This is a genomic window from Streptomyces sp. MK7 (assembly GCF_032658145.1).
GTDB classification, from domain to species: domain Bacteria; phylum Actinomycetota; class Actinomycetes; order Streptomycetales; family Streptomycetaceae; genus Streptomyces; species Streptomyces spiralis.
On sequence record NZ_JAVACL010000013.1, the window covers coordinates 91,121 to 110,902 of the forward strand.

Below are 19,782 nucleotides of genomic sequence, written 5' to 3' on the forward strand. Positions count from 1 at the left end.
TGTTCTGGGCCACACCGCGGGGGGCGGTGGAAATGGTGTGGCGGACGGCACGGTTGGCACCGGTGGACGTAGTCCATGCGCGTGCACATACCATTCGGTATCCGTTCCCTCCGTTCCGCCCAGGAGCCTCTATGACCGTCACCGCCTCCGGATCGGCCCGCGGGTCCGCCTCCCGCGCGGCCTCGATCCTTTCCCGTCCCGTCACGCTGAACGGCCTGACCGTTCCCAACCGGATCGTGATGGCCCCGATGACCCGCATGTTCTCCCCGGGCGGCATTCCGGGTGAGGACGTGTCGTCGTACTACGCCCGCCGCGCGGCGGCCGGAGTGGGCCTGATCGTCACCGAGGGCACGTACGTCGGGCACGAGTCGGCCGGGGAGAGCAGCCGGGTGCCGCGGTTCCACGGCGAGGAGCAGCTGGCGGGCTGGGCGAGGGTCGCCGAGGCCGTGCACGCGGCGGGCGGCACGATCGTGCCGCAGCTGTGGCACATCGGCATGGTCCGCAAGCCGGGCCGGCCGCCGTTCGCGGACGCGCCGCCGGTCGGCCCCTCCGGGCTGCGCATCGGCGAGTCCGAGGCCATCGGCAAGGCCATGACCCGGCAGGACCTGGACGACGTCATCGCCGCGTTCGCGGAGGCGGCGGCCGCCGCGGAGCGCATCGGCTTCGACGGCGTGGAGCTGCACGGCGCCCACGGCTATCTGCTGGACCAGTTCCTGTGGGCGGGCACCAACCGCCGTACGGACGCCTACGGCGGCGACCCGGTGGCGCGGACGAAGTTCGCGGCGGAGATCGTGGCGGCGGTCCGCGCGGCCGTCTCGCCCGAGTTCCCGGTCATCTTCCGGTACTCGCAGTGGAAGCAGGAGGCCTACGACGCCCGTCTCGCCGAGACGCCCGAGGAGCTGGAGGCCGTCCTGACCCCGCTCGCGGCGGCCGGTGTGGACGTCTTCCACGCCTCCACCCGCCGCTACTGGCTCCCCGAGTTCGAGGGATCCGACCTCAACCTGGCGGGCTGGACGAAGAAGCTGACGGGCAAGCAGGTCATCACCGTGGGCTCGGTCGGCCTGGACGGCGACTTCATCAAGGCGTTCCAGGGCGAGGGCGCCGCGCTCGGCAGCCTGGACAACCTGCTGGACCGCCTGGAGCGCGACGAGTTCGACCTGGTGGCCGTGGGCCGCGCGCTGCTCCAGGACCCGGAGTGGGCGGCGAAGGTCCTGGGCGACCGCTTCGACGAGCTCACGCCGTACGACGCCGAGGCGGTGAAAACGCTGAGCTGAGCGCCGTCGCCCGACGGCGGTCGCACGAGGCCGGCGTCTCCCCGTGCTACGCACTCGCGGGGAGACGCCGGCGTTCTTGTTGGGCACGGGGCGGCCGGAGGAGACGAGGCTCGTGCGGAGCAGGGCAGGGAATGCCGGTTGGCCGCCGGGGCGGACCGGTGTCCACCGGCCACCGGTCGGCACAGTTCGCTCACACGGAAACTGATAGCATGTGAGATGGGCCACGGCAGATCAAGCGGGCTTTCAAGTACCGCTTCTACCCCACGGACGAGCAGACAGCCGAGCTGTCCCGCACGTTCGGCTGCGTCCGCCTCGTGTACAACAAAGCGCTGGAGGAACGCACCCGGGCCTGGTACGGCGAGCAGCGCCGTGTCTCCTACGTGCAGTCGTCGGCCGCGCTGACGCAGTGGAAGAAGACCGAGGAGCTGGCCTTCTTGGCCGGGGTGTCCTCGGTCCCACTCCAGCAGGCGCTGCGCCATCTCCAGGCGGCGTTCGGGAACTTCTTCGCCAAGCGGGCCAAGTACCCGCGCTACAAAAGTCGGCCCCCACGGGTGGCTATATGCCGCCCAGCGGCTCGATGTCGACCCGTGCGGGGGTTCCCCAGACGCGTACGACCTCGTAGTCGGTGAACTCGTGCACCAGCCGGTAGGCGATCGCGGCGCGCGGCCCGCGCCGCTCGGCCGCGATGAACTGCTCGGCCTCGCGCCGGTCCCGGCGCGGGGTGCCGCACAGTTGCCAATCCCGCCCGTTCCACAGCTCCGGCAGCCACCGCTGCTGGGGCTGCGGCCGTTCCTCACGCCTGCCGTAGCGGGAGGGAGCGGGGGAGGAGGCGGGCGGTTCGCCGGCCGGGTGGCCGTATGACGGGCCGTACAGGTCCGTGCGGCGGGCGACGCGCCGCCGGGTCTCGCAGAGCAGACAGCGATCGGGCGCGCTGTCGTCCACGGGACCGTTCGGGTGCTCGGGGCACCGGGTGGCGGGGGCCGCGCCGGTGACGCTCTCCTCCAGCAGGTCGAGGGCGCGCCTGAGGTCGCCCCTGACCTCGTGCAGCTTGACGTCGGGCGTGTCGGCGGTGAGCGCCTCGCCGTGCTCGCCGAGAAGACGGAGAGCCCGGCCGAGGGCGGTGAGCTGGGCGTGATTCATCGTGCCCCCCAGCGTAGGGGGTGCCTCGTCGATCGCGCCGGGCTCGCGGCGCCTGGCACAGACCCTCGATCGCCCCCCCGCTGTCAGGCGCGGGCCTGGTCCAGGGCCGCGCGCAGGTGGCCCGCCGAGGCCTCCAGGAGGCGGGCGGCCGTCTCGGCGTCGACGCCGGACAGCAGGGTGAGGATCGCGTTCTTCACCTCGCCGTCCGTGGCCGCGAGCGCCCGCTCGATCTCCTCGTCCGCCGCGCCCGTGGCGAGGGCCACGATCCGGCGGGAGCGGGCGCGCAGCTTGTCGTTGGAGGCACGTACGTCGACCATCAGGTTCCCGTACGTCTTGCCCAGCCGGATCATCGTGATCGTCGAGAGCATGTTGAGCACCAGCTTCTGGGCCGTGCCGGCCTTCAGCCGGGTCGAGCCGGTGAGCAGTTCCGGGCCGGCGACGATCTCGATGCCGTGCTCGGCGGCGGCGGCCAGCGCGCTGTCCGCGTTGCAGGCCAGCCCGATCGTCAGGGCCCCGCGACCACGGGCGTGCTGGACCGCGCCGAGGGCGTAGGGGGTGCGGCCGGAGGCAGAGACGCCGACGACCGTGTCGTCCGCGGTCAGGCCGAGGGCGTCGAGCGCCCTCACGGCCAGTTCCCGCGAGTCCTCCGCGCCCTCGACGGAGGTCACCATCGCCTCCGGGCCGCCCGCGATCAGCCCCACGACCTTGGACGGCTCGGTGTTGAACGTGGGCGGGCACTCCGAGGCGTCCAGCACCCCGAGCCGCCCCGCCGTACCCGCGCCCGCGTAGATCAGCCGCCCGCCACGTGCCATCCGCTCGGCGACCGCGTCGATCGCGGCGGCGATCTCGGGCAGCCGCTCGGCCACCGCGGCCGGCACGGCGGCGTCCTCGGCGTTCATCAGCCGCGCGATCTCGAGCGTGGGCAGCCGGTCGATCTCGGCCAGCTCGGGGCGGAACGCCTCGGTCGTCAGCGACTCCAACTCGGCGCGCAGCTCACGGTAGTGGGGCGTGGAGGTCATGAAGGGCGGCTCTCTCCGGAACTCTCAGGGCTTGGGGCGATGCGGTACGGCCGGCGGGCGGTGCCGGTCGTCCTCGCCGGCTCGGGACGCCGTCCTGCCGCGGACGCCGTCCTTCCGGCGGACGCGGTCCTTCCGGCGGACACCGTCCTGCCGGCGGCTACGAACGCTGGTTGCCGCCGCGCGGGCTGTGCCGGTGGGCCAGCGCCTCGTACGACGCCGCCAGGGCCGGTGCCGCCGTCTCGTACGTACGCTGGGCGACCCCCACGAACAGGCAGTCAACCACCAGTAGTTGGCTGGTGCGGGAGGACATCGCCGCCGGGCGCAGCTCGCTCTCGCGGGAGGTGGACGTGGTCAGGACGTGGTCGGCGTACTGCGTGACGGGCGCGTCGGGGCGGCCGGTGATGGCGACGGTGGTCGCGCCGCGCTCGAAGGCGACCCGCAGCGGCTCGATCACGTCTCCGGTGGAACCCGAATGGGTGATCGCGATCGCCATGTCGCCGGCGCGCAGCTGCACGGCGTTGGTGACGGCGAGGTGCGGGTCGCTGGGCGCGTGGGCGATCAGCCCTATCCGCAGCAGCTTCTGGGTGAGGTCCTGGGCGACCAGGCCGGAGGCCCCTATCCCGTAGACGTCCGTGCGGCGGGCGGCGGCCAGGGCGGCGACGGCCGCGCCGAGTTGGACGGTGTCCAGGCCGGCGGCGGTGTCGGCGAGGGTCTGCTGCTCCTCGTAGGCGAGTTTGGCGACGACGTCGGCGATGGGGTCGTCCACCGCGATGTCGGTCGTGATGGCGGGCGCGCGGCCGGACTGCTGCTGGGCGGCGAGGCCCGCGAGGGCGAGGCGCAGGTCGCGGTAGCCGGGGTAGCCGAGCAGCCGGGCGGTGCGCACGACGGTCGCCTCGCTGGTGCCGGTGAGTTCGGCGAGGCCGGTGACCGTGAGGGCCGCGCAGCCGGCCGGGTCGTGCGCCACGGCCTCGGCGACGCGCTGCATGGAGCGTGTCATGGAGGGCGCGAGCGTGCGAACCTTGGCCGCGAGGGCGGCGGGCGCGGGGGGTGTGCCGATCGCCGGGCCGCCCGAGGGTGCGAAAATTTCCTTCACGTCCTGGGTCACACCATGAAAGATATTTTCCGAACGGACATGTGGTCAAGAGTGCGCACAATGGAGGCATGCAGCCCATCAGCCCCCTGGAGCAAGCCCTGCACGCCGCCCGCGCCCTGATCCTGGCCGACCTGATCGCGGGCGAGGTCGCCGATGCGGACGTGGTCTCGCTCGTGGAGGACTCCGTCACCCAGCGCCGCTGGTGGGTGGAGCAGTGGCCGGACGGCGCGCGGTATGTGGCGGGGCTGGTCGCACAGGACGTGCAGGACGCCCTTCTGGAGCGCTACGGCCGCTGGCCGCTGTGCCCCGTCTGCGGCCACGGCGACCCGCACGCGCTGGACGTGGAGCCGGAGCTCGGACCCGATCCGCACTGGGTGTGCTCGAAGGCGGGCGTGAAGGTGGCGCCGGTGGGAGCGCTGGGGGCGGCGGCGGGCGGGGAACCCCTGTCGTGAGGGCCGAGCGAACCGCCCTCACCAGGACGGCGCCGGCATGACCCTCTACATCGACCCACCCACCTGGCCCGGCCACGGCCGCATGTGGTCGCACCTGGTCAGCGACGTCTCCTACGAGGAACTGCACGCCTTCGCCGAGCGGTTGGGCGTGGCCCGCCGCGCCTTCGAACGCGACCACTACGACCTGCCCTCCCACCGCTACGCCGACGCGGTCGCGGCCGGCGCGGTGGAGGTCAGCAGCCGCGAGGTGGTGCGGCTGCTGCACGCCTCCGGCCTGCGCCGCCCCAAGCACCGCCCTCAGCGCGGCAGTTCGTAGGCGAGCTGCTCCCCTTCGTCACCCACCTGGACGAAACCGGCCCGGGCGACCACCTGCTGGGAGGGGGCGTTGTCCCGGTCGATCCGCGCGTACAGCCGCCGTACGTCGTCCCGCGCCAGGGCCCACGCCGACAGCGCGCGCAGCGCCTCGGTGGCGTAGCCGTGGCCGCGGGCCGGCTCGGTGAGGTCGTACCCGACCTCCGCCCGCCCCTCCCCGTCGGGCGGCCCGTGGAAGCCCATCGCACCGACGGCGCCCCCGTCCTCCCGCCGTACCAGCACGAACATCCCCCACTCGGGCCGGTGCTCCCCGCTCTCGTAGGCCTTCACCACCATCCCGGCGGCCGCCCGCGTGCCCTCGTAGGGCCCGCCGCCGACCCACGCGAACCCGCCGTCCCCGCCTTGGTCGAGATCACGGGCGGCGGCGGGGGTGACACCCTGAAGGGTGAGCCGCTCGGCGGGAATCACAAGGGGATTGCTCCACCGCCACTCGGTGACCGGCGCCCGGCCGGGCAGCTCGCCGCGGCCGGTGGCCCACAGCAGGGTCGGCCAAGCGGCCGGGCCCGGCCGGACGTGCGGGAAGAGCCGGGTCAGCACGTCCTCGCACAGCTCGGCGGACGGCTCGTGGTCCAGTCCCAGCCCCTGTGCCATGTCGTGCGTGTGCAGCAGCACCTCCGCGACGCCCATCGCGGCGAAACCCTCGCGGTCCGCACTGCGGAAGGGGTACGGGTGGAAGGCCCGGACGTCCCGCGGAGTGGTGCGGACGGCGGCGGCCAGCAGGGCGCCGGTCGCCTCGATCACATCCAGGGCGCCCGCGTTGTCGGTGCCCTCGTCGAGGGTGATCTCGAAGGGGACGTACGCGCTCCGGGCGCGGCCCGCCAGCTGCCCGGCGTAGGCGATCAGATCGCTCGCCACGTGCTCGGCGGTCTGCCGGCAGCTCCACTCCAGCCGTCCGGCCCGCACCCCTTCCCAGTCCCGGTCCGTCACCGTCCGCAGCAGCGCCACGGCGCCCGCGACGGCCTGCTCCACCTGTTCCCCGCCCCATGCCCGCATAGGGCGCAGAGTAGGTGCGAAGACGGCCTCAGAGCGACAGCATTTCCAGTTCCGAGGTGATGTTGTAGCGGGCCGTCGCCTCCCAGTGCCGCTGCGCGTACGGGGTGCGGAACAGATGGGGGAGCGCCAGGAGCTGGCGCAGGACGGCGGCCCGGCCTTCACGGAAGGCGTCATTGGGGACGAAGTGGTACTCCTCGCGGACGGCGGCGGCGTAGGCGGCGTACCCGGACGGGGCCGAGGCCAGGACCGCCAGGTCGGCGTCGCACAGGACCTGGCCGTCCGCGTCGTCGTCGGCCGGGTCGTGGGTGACGGTGAGACGGACCAGCCGGGCCACCTCGGCGGTCTTCGCCTCCGGCACCCCGGCCTCCGGGAGCGCGCGCTCGGCGAGGCGGGCGGAGCGCTCCTCGTTCTCGGAGCGCTCCGGCAGGTAGACGGCGTCGTGGAACCACGCCGCCAGCCGGACCACGTCCGGGTCGGCGGCGTACTCCGCCAGTACGTCCACGTGCTCCAGGACGGCGGTCAGATGGGTGAGCGTGTGGTAGTGCCGCTGCGGCTCCTGCCAGCGGGCGAGCAGGTTGTCGGCGTACGGCACCGGGTCCGGGCCCCCGCCGGACCCCCGGGCACCCTCCAGGGCACGGGTCCAGCGGGAGCGCAGCGCGTCGAGATCGGCGTGATCGGCCATGGGCTCATTCTCCCGTCGCGGGGGCCGGGACCCTAGGGCCTTTCGTTTGGATCATGCCGGGCTCGCGGGCCCTGGCACCGCGCCTCGCCGCGTTGTCGTCGGTTGCCATGGCTCCGCCGTGACGCCCTCCTCCGCCTTGCGATCCTCCCCCACTGCCTGAACGGCGTGGGAGGTACCCCCATCACCAGACCCCGCTCCCTGATCCGGCCTGATCCAAACGAAAGGCCCTAGCTTGGACGGCATGACTTCTGCCGATCTGCATGAGGTACGGGACCCCGAGCTGCCCGGGCGGCTGCTGACCATGGAGCGGGACGCGTTGATCCCGCTGCTGCGGGCGCGGCCGGAGGCGGACTTCGCGCTGCCGACCGCCGCGTGTCCGGGGTGGACGGTGCGGGACGTGCTCGCGCACTGTTCCGCCGCGCTGATGAGGGTGGTGGAGAGCCGGTTCGAGAAGGGGGTGTTCTCCCCCGAGTCCAACCAGCGGGACATCGCCGAGCGGGCCGACTGGACGAACGCGCGGGTGGTGGACGAGCTGGAACGCGGGATGACCGAGGCGGGCCCGGTGATCGCCGAGGCCGGCGGGGTGCTCGACATGGTCGCGCTGGGCGAGTGGGTCCACGCCGGTGACGTGCGCGACACCCTCGGCGCGCCGGGGGCGTACGCCGGCGCGGGGCTGTCGTACGCCCTTCCGCTGCTCGTCCGGGTCACCCGGGAGAAGGCGCACCTGCCGCTCCACGCCGACCTGGACGACATGGACGAGCCGCTGCGGCTGGGCGACGTGAGCGGTGTGCGCACGCCGGCGCGGTACATCGGCGACGCCGCCACCCTCGTACGGCTCTACGCGGGCCGGCCGCTACCGCGGGCGGGGGACGGTGCGGGGTACGAGCTCGCGGGCGCGGAGGGGGTGGAGCTGAACATCTTCGGGTGAGGCGGTTGTCGGCCGTGGACCCCATCCGGCGTACCCTGATATTGGACTAGACCTGTCAGCCCCAGGGGAAACCGAGGAAAGGGTTCCTATGAGCATGCGTGCAGTCCTGGAGGTGATCGCCCTCGATGTCGAGGACGCGGTCGCCGCCCAGGCCGGAGGCGCGGACCGCCTCGAGCTGGTCACCGACATGGCGGCCGACGGGCTCACTCCGTCGCTCGAGACCGTCGCCGGGATCCGCGCCGCCGTCGACATCTCGCTGCGTGTGATGGTGCGGCTCGCGGACGGGTTCGCCGCGGGTGGTGCCGGGGGCGTGGACAGGCTGGCCGGGGTCGTGGGGGAGCTCCGGGCGGCCGGGGCCGAGGAGTTCGTGCTCGGGTTCCTCGACGCGGACGGTGCGGTGGATCGGGGGGCTGTGGAGCGGGTGGTCGCAGCACTGGACGGCTGCCCCTGGACCTTCCACCGGGCCATCGACCGGGCCGCCGACCGCGATGCGCTGCGCAAGCAGCTGGACGGGCTGCCCGGTCTCGACACGTACCTGACCGCGGGCGCGGCCGGCGGTGTGGACGACGGCCTGCCCACCCTGGTCGCGGAGGCGGCGCGCGGCGGGCAGCCCGGCTACGAGCAGCGGATCATGGTGGGCGGCGGTCTGCGCCTGGACCACGTGCCCGCTCTGCGGGCCGCCGGTATCGACGCCTTCCACATCGGCGGCGCGGCCCGCCCGGACGGCTGGGCGGGCCCGGTATCGGTCGGCGCGGTCGCGCAGTGGCGCACCGTGCTGGACGCGGAGACCGTGGGGTCCGCCGTCTGAGCGGGCCCGTGCCGGCGCCTCCCGCTCAGGCCAGCTGGGGCGGGAGCGCCGCCTTGTGGGTGACGATCAGGCCCGAGACCGCTCGGGTCAGGGCCACGTACAGGCGGCGCAGGCCGGTGCGTTCGTCGGGTTCGCCGTCGACCACGGCCCGCGGCTCGTCCAGGACCACGTAGTCGTACTCCAGGCCCTTGGCGAGCGAGGCCGGGACCAGGGTGAGACGGGTCTCGGCCGTCGTCTCCTCGCCGGGGGACAGATACGTCAGTCCGGCCGCCGTCAGCGCCTTTGCGAGGGCCGGGACGCGGGCGTCGGCGGCGATCAGGCCGATCGAGCCCTCGTTGCGCAGCAGTTCCTCGCAGGCGGCGACCACGTCGGCGTCACCGGCCGCGTCCGCCCCGGTGGGACGGATCTCGAAGAAGCCGGGGTTCTCACGGACCGACGCCACCGGGGTCAGGCCGGGCGCGATGTCCGGCAGCAGCCGGGAGGCGTAGGTGATGACGTCCGTCGGCACGCGGAAACCGGCCGTCAGCTCCTCGACGACCCCCTCGGCCTTGCCGAGGTGCGCCAGCGCCTCCTCCCAGGTGCGGGTCGCCCACGGCGTCGTGCCCTGCGCCAGGTCCCCCAGGACGGTCGCGGAACCGGTGCTGCAGCGCCGGCCGACCGCCCGGTACTGCATGGGGGACAGGTCCTGCGCCTCGTCGAGGACCACATGGCCGAGGGAGTGGGTGCGCTCGACGAGATCGGCGGCCTCGTCGATCAGGACGGCGTCGGCCGCCGACCACTTCGCCGACCTCACCGACCGTACGGGCCCGGCCCACAGGATCGTCTTCTGCTCCTCCTCGGTGAGGATCCCCTCGGCGTGCGCGGCGAGGAAGTCCGCGTCCGTCAGCAGCCTCAGCACCAGCTTGGCGGGGTCGACGGCCGGCCAGACCGCCTTGACGGCCGCCTTCACCGCCGCGTTGCGGGCGACCGCGTCCTGCACCCGGTCGTCCGGTGCCTCGCCCGCCCGCTCCATCTGCACCAGCACCGCGTGCGCGATCCGCTGCGGCAGGGCCTCGCGGGCCGCGCCGTAGCGGATGCCCCGATCCAGCAACTCGCGGACGAGTTCCTCCAGTTCGTACGCCGGGACCCGCCAGCGGCGCGAGCCGCGCACCACCACGACCGGCTCGGTGGGCATCGTGACGTGTGCGTACACGGCCCTGCGCAGTACCTGAGCCATGCGCGCGTCGCCCTTGACGATCGCGGCCGGCGCGTCGTCCGTGCCCCGCAGCTCCACATGGGCGACCAGGTCGTCGACGGTGGCCTGCCGCACCGTCAGCTCGCCGAGCGCGGGCAGCACCTGCTCGATGTAGTGCAGGAAGGACTTGTTCGGGCCGATGACGAGCGTGCCGGTGCGGGCCAGCCGCTCCCGGTGGGCGTAGAGGAGGTAGGCGACCCGGTGCAGGCCGACGGCGGTCTTCCCGGTGCCGGGTCCGCCCTGCACGCAGACCGTGCCGCCCAGCCCGGACCGTACGATCTCGTCCTGCTCGGGCTGGATGGTCGCGACGATGTCGCGCATCGGGCCGACGCGCGGACGCTCGATCTCCTGCTGGAGCAGCTTGCCGGCGGTGGCAGCCCCCGACGGCTCAGCCGGCTCGGCCGGGTCGGACAGGTGCTCGTCCTCGTACGCGGTGAGGTCGCCGCCGGTGTAGCCGAAGCGGCGGCGCAGCGCGACGTCCATCGGGTCCTTCTTCGACGCGCGGTAGAACGGCTGGGAGACCGGCGCGCGCCAGTCGATGACCATGGGGTCGCCGTCGGCGTCGTGCACATGCCGCCGTCCGATGTAGAAGCGCTCTCCTCCGGCGCCCTCGGCCTGTTCCGCGCCGGGCGCGTGCAGGTAGTCGAGGCGGCCGAAGAACAGCGGGGTGTCGCTGAGGTCGGCCAGCGCCTTGATGCGCTCGTCGATCTGGTGGGCGAGGACCTCGGCGTTGACCCAGTTCGCGGTGACGTCGCGGATGTCGAGCGACTCGACGTCCGCGCGCATGGCCCGCAGCGCGGCGCGGGAGGCGGAGAGGTGGGACCGCTCGCGGGCCAGGGGGTCGCCGGTGTCGGCAGGGCGCGCGGCGGTGTGGGGTTCGGCGGGGTGCGCTGCGGGGTCGGCGGGCGTGGACAAGGGGGTGCCTCCGGAAGACCTACGGGACAGGCGGCCGGGCCTGGACGGCCGTGCCGTGCGGCTGCGGGATCTGCCGGCCGGTTTCCGTCCGGTCGGCTGCGCTCCATGGGGGGAGGCGGGCAAGAGCGGGGATTCTAGGTCGCCGGGGGCGGCGAATGCCAACCGATTTCGTCGGCCCCGGTCGATTCCGCTCCCTCCCCCTAGGGGTCGCCGTCCGGCGGGTGTAGGGGAGGCGGTCCCTCCAGAGGGGTAGGCGGAGGCTCCGAGGTTGGCTCCGTGGAGTGATGCCTGCCGCATCCCCCGGGATCGACCATGGAGGCATGAGCGCAGCAACCATCCACCCAGCTCCCGCCGCCCGCCCGGCCGGCGGCTCGGCCGTTCCGGGCAGCCGTCGTCTCGGCCGTCACCACCGTCTGGGCGACGCCCTGCATGCCGTCAAGGTGTTCGCGGGCGCCGCGTTCGAGGTGATCGTCCTCGGGGAGTACGGCGAGGAAGCGGGCATACGCCACAAGTGACCTATTAGGGTCGTTCCGTGACAGAACGGACGATGGCCCTCCGGTCGCATGCGGCAACCCCCCTCGTCCTGCTTGTCGCCTCCTTCGCCGCCCTCGCGGTCCTGCTCGCCGTCCTGGGCGTGCCGATGCCCGACGCGCTGGTCTACCAGGCCGAGGGCGCGGCCGTCGTCCACGGCCGTGACCTGTACGGCTTCACGATCACGGTGGGGCGGCTGCCGGCCACGTATCCGCCCTTCGCGGCCCTGCTGTTCGTGCCGACGGCATGGCTTGCGGCCCCGGAGCTGAAGCTGGCGTTCCTCGCGGGCAACGCGCTCCTGCTCGCCTGGCTCGTCCAGCTGTCCGCCCGGCTCGCGGGCCGCCGGCCCGGGCCCGCACTGCTGTGCCTCACCACGGCCCTCGCCCTCTGGCTGGAACCGGTCTTCCAGACCTTCGTGTTCGGGCAGATCAACCTCGCGCTCGCCTGTCTGGTCCTGTGGGACCTCACCCGGCCGCCCGGCGCGCGCGGGAAGGGGGCCGCGATCGGGGTGGCGACCGGGATCAAGCTCACCCCGGGGCTCTTCGTCGTCTATCTGCTGCTGCGCGGGCGCCGGCGAGAGGCCGCCACGGCGCTGGCCGCGTACGCCGCGACCGTCGTCGCCGGCGCGCTCGTCCTGCCCGCGGCCAGCGTCGAGTACTGGACCCGTCTCGTCTTCGACACCGACCGTGTGGGGAAACCATGGATCATCGACAACCAGTCCCTCCAGGGACTGATCGCCCGGGCACTGCGCGATCCGGCGCCCGGACCCGCCTGGCTGGTCCCGGCGTGCGTGGCGGGTGCCGTGGGCCTGTGGGCCGCCCGCCGGGAGCAGCGGGAGAGGTGGGGCATCGTCCTGACGGGCCTGACCGCCCTGCTCGTCTCGCCGATCAGCTGGTCCCACCACTGGGTGTGGTGCGTCCCGCTGCTCGCCGTGCTCCTGGCCGAGGGCCGCCGCGCCTGGGCGGCGGCCACCGTGCTCTGCTTCACGGCCCGCACGATGTGGCTGGTGCCCCGCGCCGGCGACGGGGACCTGCACCTGCGGTGGTGGCAGCAGCCCCTGGCGGCGCCGTACGCGCTGCTGACCTGCGCGCTGCTGGCGTGGGCCGTGCTGAGGCACCGGGAGGCCGGGCCGCCGGAGAGGAGTCGTTCGCTCAGTTCTCCGCGAGCAGCTCGTCCGCGTCCATGATCCGGTAGGCGTAGCCCTGTTCGGCCAGGAAGCGCTGGCGGTGGGCGGCGAAGTCCTGGTCGATGGTGTCGCGGGCGACCACCGAGTAGAAGTGGGCCTGGTGGCCGTCGGCCTTGGGCCGCAGCACCCGGCCGAGGCGCTGGGCCTCCTCCTGGCGGGAGCCGAAGGTGCCCGAGACCTGGATGGCGACCGTGGCCTCCGGCAGGTCGATGGAGAAGTTCGCCACCTTCGACACCACCAGCACGTTGATCTCCCCCTCGCGGAAGGCGTCGAAGAGCTTCTCGCGCTGGGCGTTGGACGTCTCACCCTTGATCACCGGGGCGTTCAGGTGCTCGCCCAGCTCGTCGAGCTGGTCGATGTACTGGCCGATGACGAGGATCTGCTGCCCGGCGAAGCGGCGGACGATCGCCTCGGTGACCTTCCGCTTGGTGTCGGTGGTCGCGCAGAAGCGGTACTTCTCCTCGGTCTCGGCGGTGGCGTAGGCGAGCCGCTCGGAGTCGGTCAGGTTCACCCGGACCTCGACGCAGTCGGCGGGCGCGATGTAGCCCTGCGACTCGATCTCCTTCCACGGCGCGTCGAACCGCTTCGGCCCGATCAGCGAGAACACGTCCGACTCGCGGCCGTCCTCCCGGACGAGCGTCGCGGTCAGCCCGAGGCGGCGGCGCGCCTGGAGGTCGGCGGTGAACTTGAAGACCGGCGCGGGCAGCAGATGCACCTCGTCGTAGACGATCAGGCCCCAGTCCCGGGAGTCGAACAGCTCCAGGTGCGGGTAGACGCCCTTCCGCCTGGTGGTGAGGACCTGGTACGTGGCGATGGTGACGGGCCGGATCTCCTTCCGGGTCCCGCTGTACTCGCCGATCTCGTCCTCGGTCAGCGAGGTCCGCTTCACCAGCTCGTGCTTCCACTGCCGGGCGGAGACGGTGTTCGTCACCAGGATCAGGGTGGTCGACTTGGCCTGCGCCATCGACCCGGCGCCGACCAGCGTCTTGCCCGCCCCGCAGGGCAGGACGACGACACCGCTGCCGCCGTGCCAGAAGTTCTCCACGGCCTGCTTCTGGTAGGGCCGCAGCGCCCAGCCGTCCTCGCGCAGCTCGATCGGGTGGGCCTCGCCGTCGACGTAGCCCGCCAGGTCCTCGGCCGGCCAGCCCAGCTTCAGCAGCACCTGCTTGATCTGACCGCGCTCGGACGGATGCACGGCCACGGTGTCCGGATCGATCCGCGCCCCGACCAGCGGGGCGATCCGCTTGGACTTCAGCACCTCCTCCAGCACCGGCCGGTCGGTGGTGGACAGCACCAGCCCGTGCGCGGGGTGCTTGGTCAGGGTCAGGCGGCCGTAGCGGTCCATCGTCTCGGCGATGTCGACGAGCAGCGCGTGCGGCACCGGGTAGCGGCTGTACTGCACCAGCGCGTCGACGACCTGCTCCGCGTCGTGTCCGGCGGCCCGCGCGTTCCACAGGCCGAGGGGGGTGACCCGGTAGGTGTGGATGTGCTCGGGCGCCCGCTCCAGCTCGGCGAACGGCGCGATGGCGCGACGGCAGTCGTCGGCCCGCTCGTGGTCGACCTCGAGCAGCAGGGTCTTGTCCGACTGGACGATCAGGGGACCATTCACGCGCAGCGCCCTTTCCGTGTGACCAAACGTCCAGTGTGCCCTACCGGCGGCCGATCACGGCCGTGACGACGGTCGCACGGCGGCTGTCAGGACCCCTCGTCCGCGAGCTCGGCCACCCCCGTGATCCGGTGCAGCGGATACGTCCGCACCTCGTCGGCGGTGTGGTCGTACGCCGTCACGAAGCCGCCCTCGACCCGGATCGGGGCGATGACCCGCTGGCTGGCGGCGCCCTCGGCGTTGACGTACCCGATCCACAGGGCCTCACCGGTGAGCACGGCGGCCTGCACGGTGGCCAGGGTCTCGGCGGCACCGGTGCGGGGCAGCTCGCCGCCCGCCACCGGGTCCGCGGCCGGCTTGCGCGGGGCGGTGGAGGCCAGGTCGCCCGCCCGGATGGCGCGGATCGCCGCGGACAGAAGGGTGGCGTCCGGGGCGGGCGGACCCTCCGGGACGGGTTCGGGCGCGGTGCGCGGCGGGGTGCGGTAGGAGTCGGCCCGGGTGATGAGCACGTCGCCCTCCGCCGACTCGGCGGCCGGGGCGTAGCCCATGGCACGCAGGCCCTCCAGGAGCGTGGCCGGGTCGGCCTGGGTGGCCAGCAGGGTCGGCGCGAGGCGGCGCAGATGCAGGCCGGCGGACCGCTTGTCGGCCAGGATCTCGTTCAGCAGTGCGTCGTCGTCGCAGCGCACATACGCCGAGGCGGCCCCGACGCGCAGATGCCCGTGACGCCGGGCCACGTCGTCGATGAGGTAGGCCAGCGGCTGCGGCACCGGCGTACGGGAGTGCTCGGCGAGAAAGGCGTGCAGATCGGCGGCGGTCCGGCCGGCGTCCAGGGCACGGCGTACGGAGGCCGGAGTGAACCGGTACACGGTCGCGCCGCCCTTGGACTCCACGTCCGCGAGCACCCCCAGCATCTCGGCCAGCGGGCGTTGCAGCGGTCCGGGCGCCACCGCCGTCAGATCCGCCTGGAGCAGTACATGGTCCAGGGGCGCGGGCAGCAGCGGGGCGAGCAGACGGGCCGCAGCGGCGGCGGCGGTGGCCTGCTCGGCGGGGGAGAGGGGCTCCCTGGCGGCCAGGGGGTCGGAGAGCGCGGCGGACGGGTGGTGCCTGTGGACGGGCAGCTTGTCCCCGGGACCGCCCCGCCCCACGGGCGGAGCCTCCTGCGCAGGGGTCTTGCGGCCGGCCGCCGGTTGCGCGGGAACAGGTCGCGCGGAGGCCGGTGCCGGCGGTGCGCCCAGCAGCGCACGCCCGTGCGCGCAGAGCGCGCCCCGGCCGGTGACGCCCAGCTGCTCCGCCTCGGACAGCGTCCACTGGGCGAGCCGGCTGCGCAGGTCGTGCTCCTGATCGCGCTGCGGGCCGCGCAGCGGGCGTTCCCAGCGCAGCCGGGCCAGCACCGACTCGGCCGACGGCGCGGCTCCCTCCGGCAGCCCCGCGAGCAGGGTCAGCACCCGGTGCCGTACCTCCGGCGCGGCCGAGCGGTCCAGGCCGGGGCCCAGCGCGGAGAGCGTGCGGTCCTTGGCGTCCCGTCCGCCGACCAGGCCCGGCGTGCGCGTCCCGGTCACCCAGGCCTCCGCCAGCTGGGCCCAGCGCTCGGCGGGGGGCCGGTCCAGCCACTCGTCGTAGGCCGGGGTCGCCGCGTACCGCTCGTCCGCCTCCCCGTCGGAGGCCAGCAGTCCGGCCGCGTAGGCGAGCTCCACCCAGAAGGCGGCCACCGGCTCGGAGACGTCCAGGGCGACGGCGGTGCGCTTGAGGTCGCGCACGCTCAGGCCGCCCGCGCGCAGCACGTTCGGCCCGCCCTCGTCCCAGTCCTTGAGCAGCTCCTCGACGGTGGCCAGCGCGGTGTACGCCTGGCCGGCCGCCGTCGCGTCCACAACCTGTGGACGGTGCGTCGCGGCCGCCTCCACGGCGGGCGGCAGCGGCTCGGGCGCGCGGTGCGCGCGGCCCGCGCGCAGATGCAGGGCCACCTCGCGCGGCAGGACGACCGTGCCGGGCGCCGTGGGCAGCAGCAGACCCCGGTCGAGCAGCAGCCGCAGCCGGGGCGCCGGGTCGGCGGTGACCTGGCCGTAGGGCGGCCCCCACAGCAGCCGTTCGAGCACGTCGAGGGAGTCGGCCGGCACCTCGGCGAGCAGCGTCGCCATCCGCTCGCGGTCGGTGAACAGGGCGGTCAGCGCGGCCACGGCGGAGACCGAGTCGTGGGTCGAGGGCAGCCCCGCGGTGGTGAGGATCTCCTGGATGCGCCCCGGCGACATGCCCGCCGTCGCCTCCTGCACGGTCGGTCCGAGCCCGGTCGGCGACGGGTGCTGGGGCGAGGGCGCGAGCAGTTCGCGGGCGGTGCGCACCAGGCGCAGCCGGTCGTCGCCGCCCCAGACCAGGGCCTGCTCGCGCAGCGTGGCGACGGCGCGGGGCAGGGCGGCAGCGACGGCCGGATCACCGGCGTCCCCGGCCATCAGGCCGAGCAGCTCCGCGTACGTCGCCGGGTCGCCGGCCACCGCCAGCGCCTCCGCGGTCTGCAGCGCGAACCGGTCCAGCCGCTCCAGGGCGCGCACCACAGAGGCGCGGGTCCCGGCGCGGGTGGCGAGCTGGGTGAGATCCGTCGGGACCGGCGTGATGAGGTCGGGCCGGCTGCGCAGAAGCGCGGCCAGGGAGGCGTCGTCGCGCGCGCGAAGCGCCTCCGCGAGCGAGCGGGGGGCCGGCGCCGGTTTCTCATCGCTGCTCATCCGACCCACGGTAGCGGGTGGGTATGACGGCGGGGCACGTCTCCGTTCCCTGCGCGGGGCGGCGCGGCACGCCCGCGAGCCGCTACGACGACCCCGGCGCACGCGGTACCTTCGTCCCCACGGGTTCGAGGACAGCCGCCCCGGAGGGGTTCCGTGGGGATCGAGAGCGACCAGGTCGTCTACGAGTATCTGAGCCGCGTCGGGGACGTCGCCCAGCAGCGGCAGCTGTCCTCGGCGACGCGGATGCGGCTGGTCTCGGAGCTGCGCAACGAGATCGACCGGCGCCGCGCCAAGGCCGCCGTGGACAGCCCCGCGGCCGTGCGCCGCATCCTCGAACGCCTCGGCAGCCCCGACGAGATCGTCGCGGCGGCGGGCGGAAGCGGCGACACACGTGCGCGGACGGCGAGCCCGCCACAGGCGCCGCCCGCCACCGCCGTACCCGTGCAGCGCGAGACCGGGGCGCCCGAGGCGTCCGAGGAGGAGGAGGAGAAGCGGCCGAAGGGACTGCGCCGCGTCGTGCCGCGTCCCCGCCCCGCCCGGCCCCCGGCGAGCCCGCCGCCGTCCGGTGCCGTCTCCCCACCGCACCTGGCGACCGCCGCCGAGCTCGGCGGCGCGACGGACCGCCCCGACTGGTGGACCGCGGACGGCAGCCCCTTCGGGATCGGCGACGACGTGCCGGGGTTCGTCGGCGGCGTGGAGATCCCGGACCTGCTCAAGCCCCCGCCGCGGCGGGACCCCGCCCGGCCGGCGGAGTCCGCGCGGCCGGGCGGCCCCGCGCGGGCGGAGGCCGCCCCGGCCGCCGAGGCGGACGCGGCGACGGCCGACCCCGAGTCCCCGGCCCGCCGCCGGCGCCTCGCCCTGCTGACCCGGCGCACCGGCGGCTGGAGCAACCCGCTCCTCCTGATCGCCGCCGGGCTGCTGCTGGCCGGCGCCGTGCTCGGCAACTGGTTCGCGCTGCTGCTGGGCTGGATCATCGCCTACGGCTCGCGGCGCCTGACCCGGGCCGAGTCCAAGTGGGCCGTCATGGGCCTGCCCGGCCTGGCGCTCGCCGCCGGGCTGCTGTGGCTGTGGGGCCGCAGCAATGACCGCTGGGGCACCCCCATCGCCCAGGGCCACCTGAACGACGCGATCGCCCAGACCTGGCCATGGGTGGTGCGCGCCGCGGCCGTGCTGTCGGCGCTGTTCCTGCTGTGGCGCTCACAGCGGCAGCGCCGGTAACCGGCCGCTGACATGCCGGGCGGCCGCTGACACGCCGGGCGGCCGCCGGCAGTGCCGGCCGCCCGCCGGCAGTTGGTTGTACGTCACACGGGCCGGGCGTCTCGCCCGTATGCCCCCTGGGCACAATGGCCCATATGACTTCTCGCCCGCTGACCGTCGGCTTCGACCTCGACATGACCCTCATCGACTCCCGCCCCGGCATCCGTGCCTGCTATCTGGCGCTGTCGGAGCGGACCGGCACCCACATCGACGCCGACCTGGCGGTCACGCGGCTCGGTCCGCCGCTCGCGGAGGAGCTGATCAACTGGTTTCCGGCCGAGCGGGTCGAGGCCATGGCCGATCTGTACCGCGAGATGTACCCGTCGTTCGCCGTCGCCCCGGCGCTCGCCCTGCCCGGCGCCCGCGAGGCGGTCGCGGCCGTACGGCGGGCAGGCGGGCGGGCGATCGTCGTCACCGCCAAGTACGAGCCGAACGCCAAGCTGCACCTGGAGCACCTCGGCATCGATCCGGACGCCGTGATCGGCGACCTGTGGGCGGAACAGAAGGCCGAGGCGCTGCGCGAGTACGGCGCGCGGGTGTACGTCGGCGATCACGTGGGCGACGTACGGGGTGCCCGGGCGGCCGGTGCCCTGTCGGTGGCGGTGGCCACCGGGCCGTGCGGCGAACGGGAACTGCGGGAGGCCGGCGCGGACGTCGTCCTCGCCGATCTGACGGGATTCCCGAAGTGGTTTTCGGACTATGACGCGCGCTTTTCGGCCGAGGAAGCGCGCGCCGGTGCCGACTACCGCGACGGGGCCGCGGACCCGGTGCCGCCGCGCGCCTGACGGCGCTGCGCGGCGATCGACCGCAGCACCCCGGCACCCGCGATCAGGAAGCCGACGCCCATGAGCATGCTCAGTCCGAACATGTAGGTGGGAAATGGCCTCGCCCCGAGGAACAGCGGGGCCACTGTGACCAGAGTGGCCGCCGCACCGACGAAGAACACGATGGCACCGGCACGGATCAGCCCGTCACCGGCCGCGGCGGAATTCGTTTGGGTTTTGTCACGCACCGGACCAGGGTAGTTCCCAGCTCGAAGGAACAACCGGGCGACGTCTTGCCACCCGCCCGAAGACCATTAGCCTTGGTACCGGCGGGTCGGGCGCGACCCGCCCCAGTGTTATCCAGAGCCGTTTCCGAAGCAGTTTTCCGACGAGTACGAGGACGAGGACAGACGTGCCCACCGGCAAGGTCAAGTGGTTCAACAGCGAGAAGGGCTTCGGCTTTCTCTCCCGCGACGACGGCGGTGACGTCTTCGTCCATTCCTCTGTCCTGCCCGCCGGAGTGGACACGCTCAAGCCGGGACAGCGCGTGGAGTTCGGCGTGGTCGCCGGACAGCGCGGCGACCAGGCGCTGTCGGTGACGGTCCTGGAACCCGCCCCCTCGGTCGCGGCCGCCCAGCGAAAGAAGCCGGACGAGCTGCTCTCCATCGTCCAGGACCTGACGACGCTCCTGGAGAGCGTCGGCCAGACCCTGGAGCGTGGCCGCTACCCCGAGAAGGCCTCCGGCAAGAAGGTCGCCGGACTGCTTCGCGCGGTCGCCGACCAGTTGGACGTGTAACCCGCTCGGGGGAACCGG

General features: G+C 73.8%; 19 protein-coding genes and 1 pseudogene. 11 read left to right on the forward strand and 9 right to left on the reverse strand.

The genetic code is table 11. The features are described 5' to 3' along the window. The first annotated feature begins 131 nt into the window (after positions 1–131). Positions 132–1,274, forward strand: a complete 1,143-nt coding sequence (locus R2S09_RS17150; protein WP_316741873.1) for an NADH:flavin oxidoreductase — start codon at positions 132–134, stop codon at positions 1,272–1,274. Between the two features lie 230 nt (positions 1,275–1,504). Beyond that, positions 1,505–1,816: pseudogene (locus R2S09_RS17155) on the forward strand (RNA-guided endonuclease InsQ/TnpB family protein); the annotation flags it as partial. Positions 1,817–1,829: 13 nt separating this feature from the next. On the opposite strand, the gene R2S09_RS17160 reads toward R2S09_RS17155, so the two are convergent. The 3 genes from R2S09_RS17160 to R2S09_RS17170 all read right to left on the reverse strand — a co-directional run bounded on the left by R2S09_RS17160 (position 1,830) and on the right by R2S09_RS17170 (position 4,538). After that, complete coding sequence (locus tag R2S09_RS17160) at positions 1,830–2,414, reverse strand: hypothetical protein (protein ID WP_316741875.1); 585 nt, start codon at positions 2,412–2,414, stop codon at positions 1,830–1,832. An 83-nt stretch (positions 2,415–2,497) separates the two neighbouring features. Continuing rightward, on the reverse strand, positions 2,498–3,433 hold the full coding sequence (gene murQ, locus R2S09_RS17165; protein WP_316741877.1) for an N-acetylmuramic acid 6-phosphate etherase: 936 nt from the start codon (positions 3,431–3,433) through the stop codon (positions 2,498–2,500). A gap of 157 nt (positions 3,434–3,590) precedes the next feature. Further along, on the reverse strand, positions 3,591–4,538 hold the full coding sequence (locus R2S09_RS17170; RefSeq protein WP_306186698.1) for a MurR/RpiR family transcriptional regulator: 948 nt from the start codon (positions 4,536–4,538) through the stop codon (positions 3,591–3,593). A 56-nt stretch (positions 4,539–4,594) separates the two neighbouring features. Between R2S09_RS17170 and R2S09_RS17175 the strand changes: the two genes are divergently transcribed. Continuing rightward, positions 4,595–4,978 carry a hypothetical protein gene (locus R2S09_RS17175; protein WP_306186696.1) on the forward strand — a complete coding sequence of 128 codons (384 nt, stop codon included), beginning with the start codon at positions 4,595–4,597 and terminating at the stop codon, positions 4,976–4,978. Positions 4,979–5,015: 37 nt separating this feature from the next. After that, complete coding sequence (locus R2S09_RS17180; RefSeq protein WP_306186695.1) at positions 5,016–5,294, forward strand: DUF4031 domain-containing protein; 279 nt, start codon at positions 5,016–5,018, stop codon at positions 5,292–5,294. Here R2S09_RS17180 and R2S09_RS17185 read toward each other — a convergent pair. Both R2S09_RS17185 and R2S09_RS17190 read right to left on the reverse strand, forming a co-directional pair. Further along, on the reverse strand, positions 5,276–6,343 hold the full coding sequence (locus tag R2S09_RS17185; protein WP_316741878.1) for a GNAT family N-acetyltransferase: 1,068 nt from the start codon (positions 6,341–6,343) through the stop codon (positions 5,276–5,278). The two genes, R2S09_RS17180 and R2S09_RS17185, sit on opposite strands and share 19 nt — an antisense overlap. Positions 6,344–6,371: 28 nt before the next feature. After that, entirely contained in the window at positions 6,372–7,025 is a 654-nt protein-coding gene (locus tag R2S09_RS17190; protein WP_316741879.1) for a hypothetical protein, read from the reverse strand. Between the two features lie 241 nt (positions 7,026–7,266). On the opposite strand from R2S09_RS17190, the gene R2S09_RS17195 reads away from it, so the two are divergent. Beyond that, a complete protein-coding gene (locus tag R2S09_RS17195; protein ID WP_316741880.1) occupies positions 7,267–7,953 on the forward strand; it encodes a maleylpyruvate isomerase family mycothiol-dependent enzyme in 687 nt (228 codons plus the stop codon). Positions 7,954–8,041: 88 nt separating this feature from the next. Beyond that, complete coding sequence (locus R2S09_RS17200) at positions 8,042–8,761, forward strand: copper homeostasis protein CutC (RefSeq protein WP_316741881.1); 720 nt, start codon at positions 8,042–8,044, stop codon at positions 8,759–8,761. 25 nt (positions 8,762–8,786) lie between these two features. Here R2S09_RS17200 and R2S09_RS17205 read toward each other — a convergent pair whose 3' ends face one another. Next, positions 8,787–10,910: a HelD family protein gene (locus R2S09_RS17205; RefSeq protein WP_399144014.1), complete on the reverse strand. Its 2,124-nt coding sequence runs from the start codon at positions 10,908–10,910 to the stop codon at positions 8,787–8,789. Positions 10,911–11,230: 320 nt separating this feature from the next. Between R2S09_RS17205 and R2S09_RS17210 the strand changes: the two genes are divergently transcribed. Both R2S09_RS17210 and R2S09_RS17215 read left to right on the forward strand, forming a co-directional pair. Then, positions 11,231–11,425, forward strand: a complete 195-nt coding sequence (locus tag R2S09_RS17210; RefSeq protein ID WP_316741882.1) for a hypothetical protein — start codon at positions 11,231–11,233, stop codon at positions 11,423–11,425. 32 nt (positions 11,426–11,457) lie between these two features. Further along, positions 11,458–12,627 carry a glycosyltransferase 87 family protein gene (locus R2S09_RS17215; protein ID WP_316741941.1) on the forward strand — a complete coding sequence of 390 codons (1,170 nt, stop codon included), beginning with the start codon at positions 11,458–11,460 and terminating at the stop codon, positions 12,625–12,627. Here R2S09_RS17215 and R2S09_RS17220 read toward each other — a convergent pair. Both R2S09_RS17220 and R2S09_RS17225 read right to left on the reverse strand, forming a co-directional pair. Beyond that, on the reverse strand, positions 12,593–14,236 hold the full coding sequence (locus R2S09_RS17220; protein ID WP_306186684.1) for a DNA repair helicase XPB: 1,644 nt from the start codon (positions 14,234–14,236) through the stop codon (positions 12,593–12,595). The two genes, R2S09_RS17215 and R2S09_RS17220, sit on opposite strands and share 35 nt — an antisense overlap. Before the next feature lie 86 nt (positions 14,237–14,322). Beyond that, on the reverse strand, positions 14,323–16,947 hold the full coding sequence (locus R2S09_RS17225) for a helicase C-terminal domain-containing protein (RefSeq protein ID WP_316741884.1): 2,625 nt from the start codon (positions 16,945–16,947) through the stop codon (positions 14,323–14,325). A 153-nt stretch (positions 16,948–17,100) separates the two neighbouring features. Between R2S09_RS17225 and R2S09_RS17230 the strand changes: the two genes are divergently transcribed. Both R2S09_RS17230 and R2S09_RS17235 read left to right on the forward strand, forming a co-directional pair. After that, positions 17,101–18,165 (forward strand): hypothetical protein, encoded by a 1,065-nt coding sequence (locus R2S09_RS17230; RefSeq protein ID WP_316741885.1) that lies wholly within the window; start codon positions 17,101–17,103, stop codon positions 18,163–18,165. A gap of 134 nt (positions 18,166–18,299) precedes the next feature. Beyond that, positions 18,300–18,989 (forward strand): haloacid dehalogenase-like hydrolase, encoded by a 690-nt coding sequence (locus R2S09_RS17235; protein ID WP_316741886.1) that lies wholly within the window; start codon positions 18,300–18,302, stop codon positions 18,987–18,989. Here the strand turns inward: R2S09_RS17235 and R2S09_RS17240 are convergent. Further along, a complete protein-coding gene (locus tag R2S09_RS17240; RefSeq protein ID WP_030165032.1) occupies positions 18,947–19,216 on the reverse strand; it encodes a hypothetical protein in 270 nt (89 codons plus the stop codon). The genes R2S09_RS17235 and R2S09_RS17240 overlap by 43 nt on opposite strands. Before the next feature lie 164 nt (positions 19,217–19,380). On the opposite strand from R2S09_RS17240, the gene R2S09_RS17245 reads away from it, so the two are divergent. Beyond that, positions 19,381–19,764: a cold-shock protein gene (locus tag R2S09_RS17245; RefSeq protein WP_030165033.1), complete on the forward strand. Its 384-nt coding sequence runs from the start codon at positions 19,381–19,383 to the stop codon at positions 19,762–19,764. Positions 19,765–19,782: the final 18 nt, after the last annotated feature.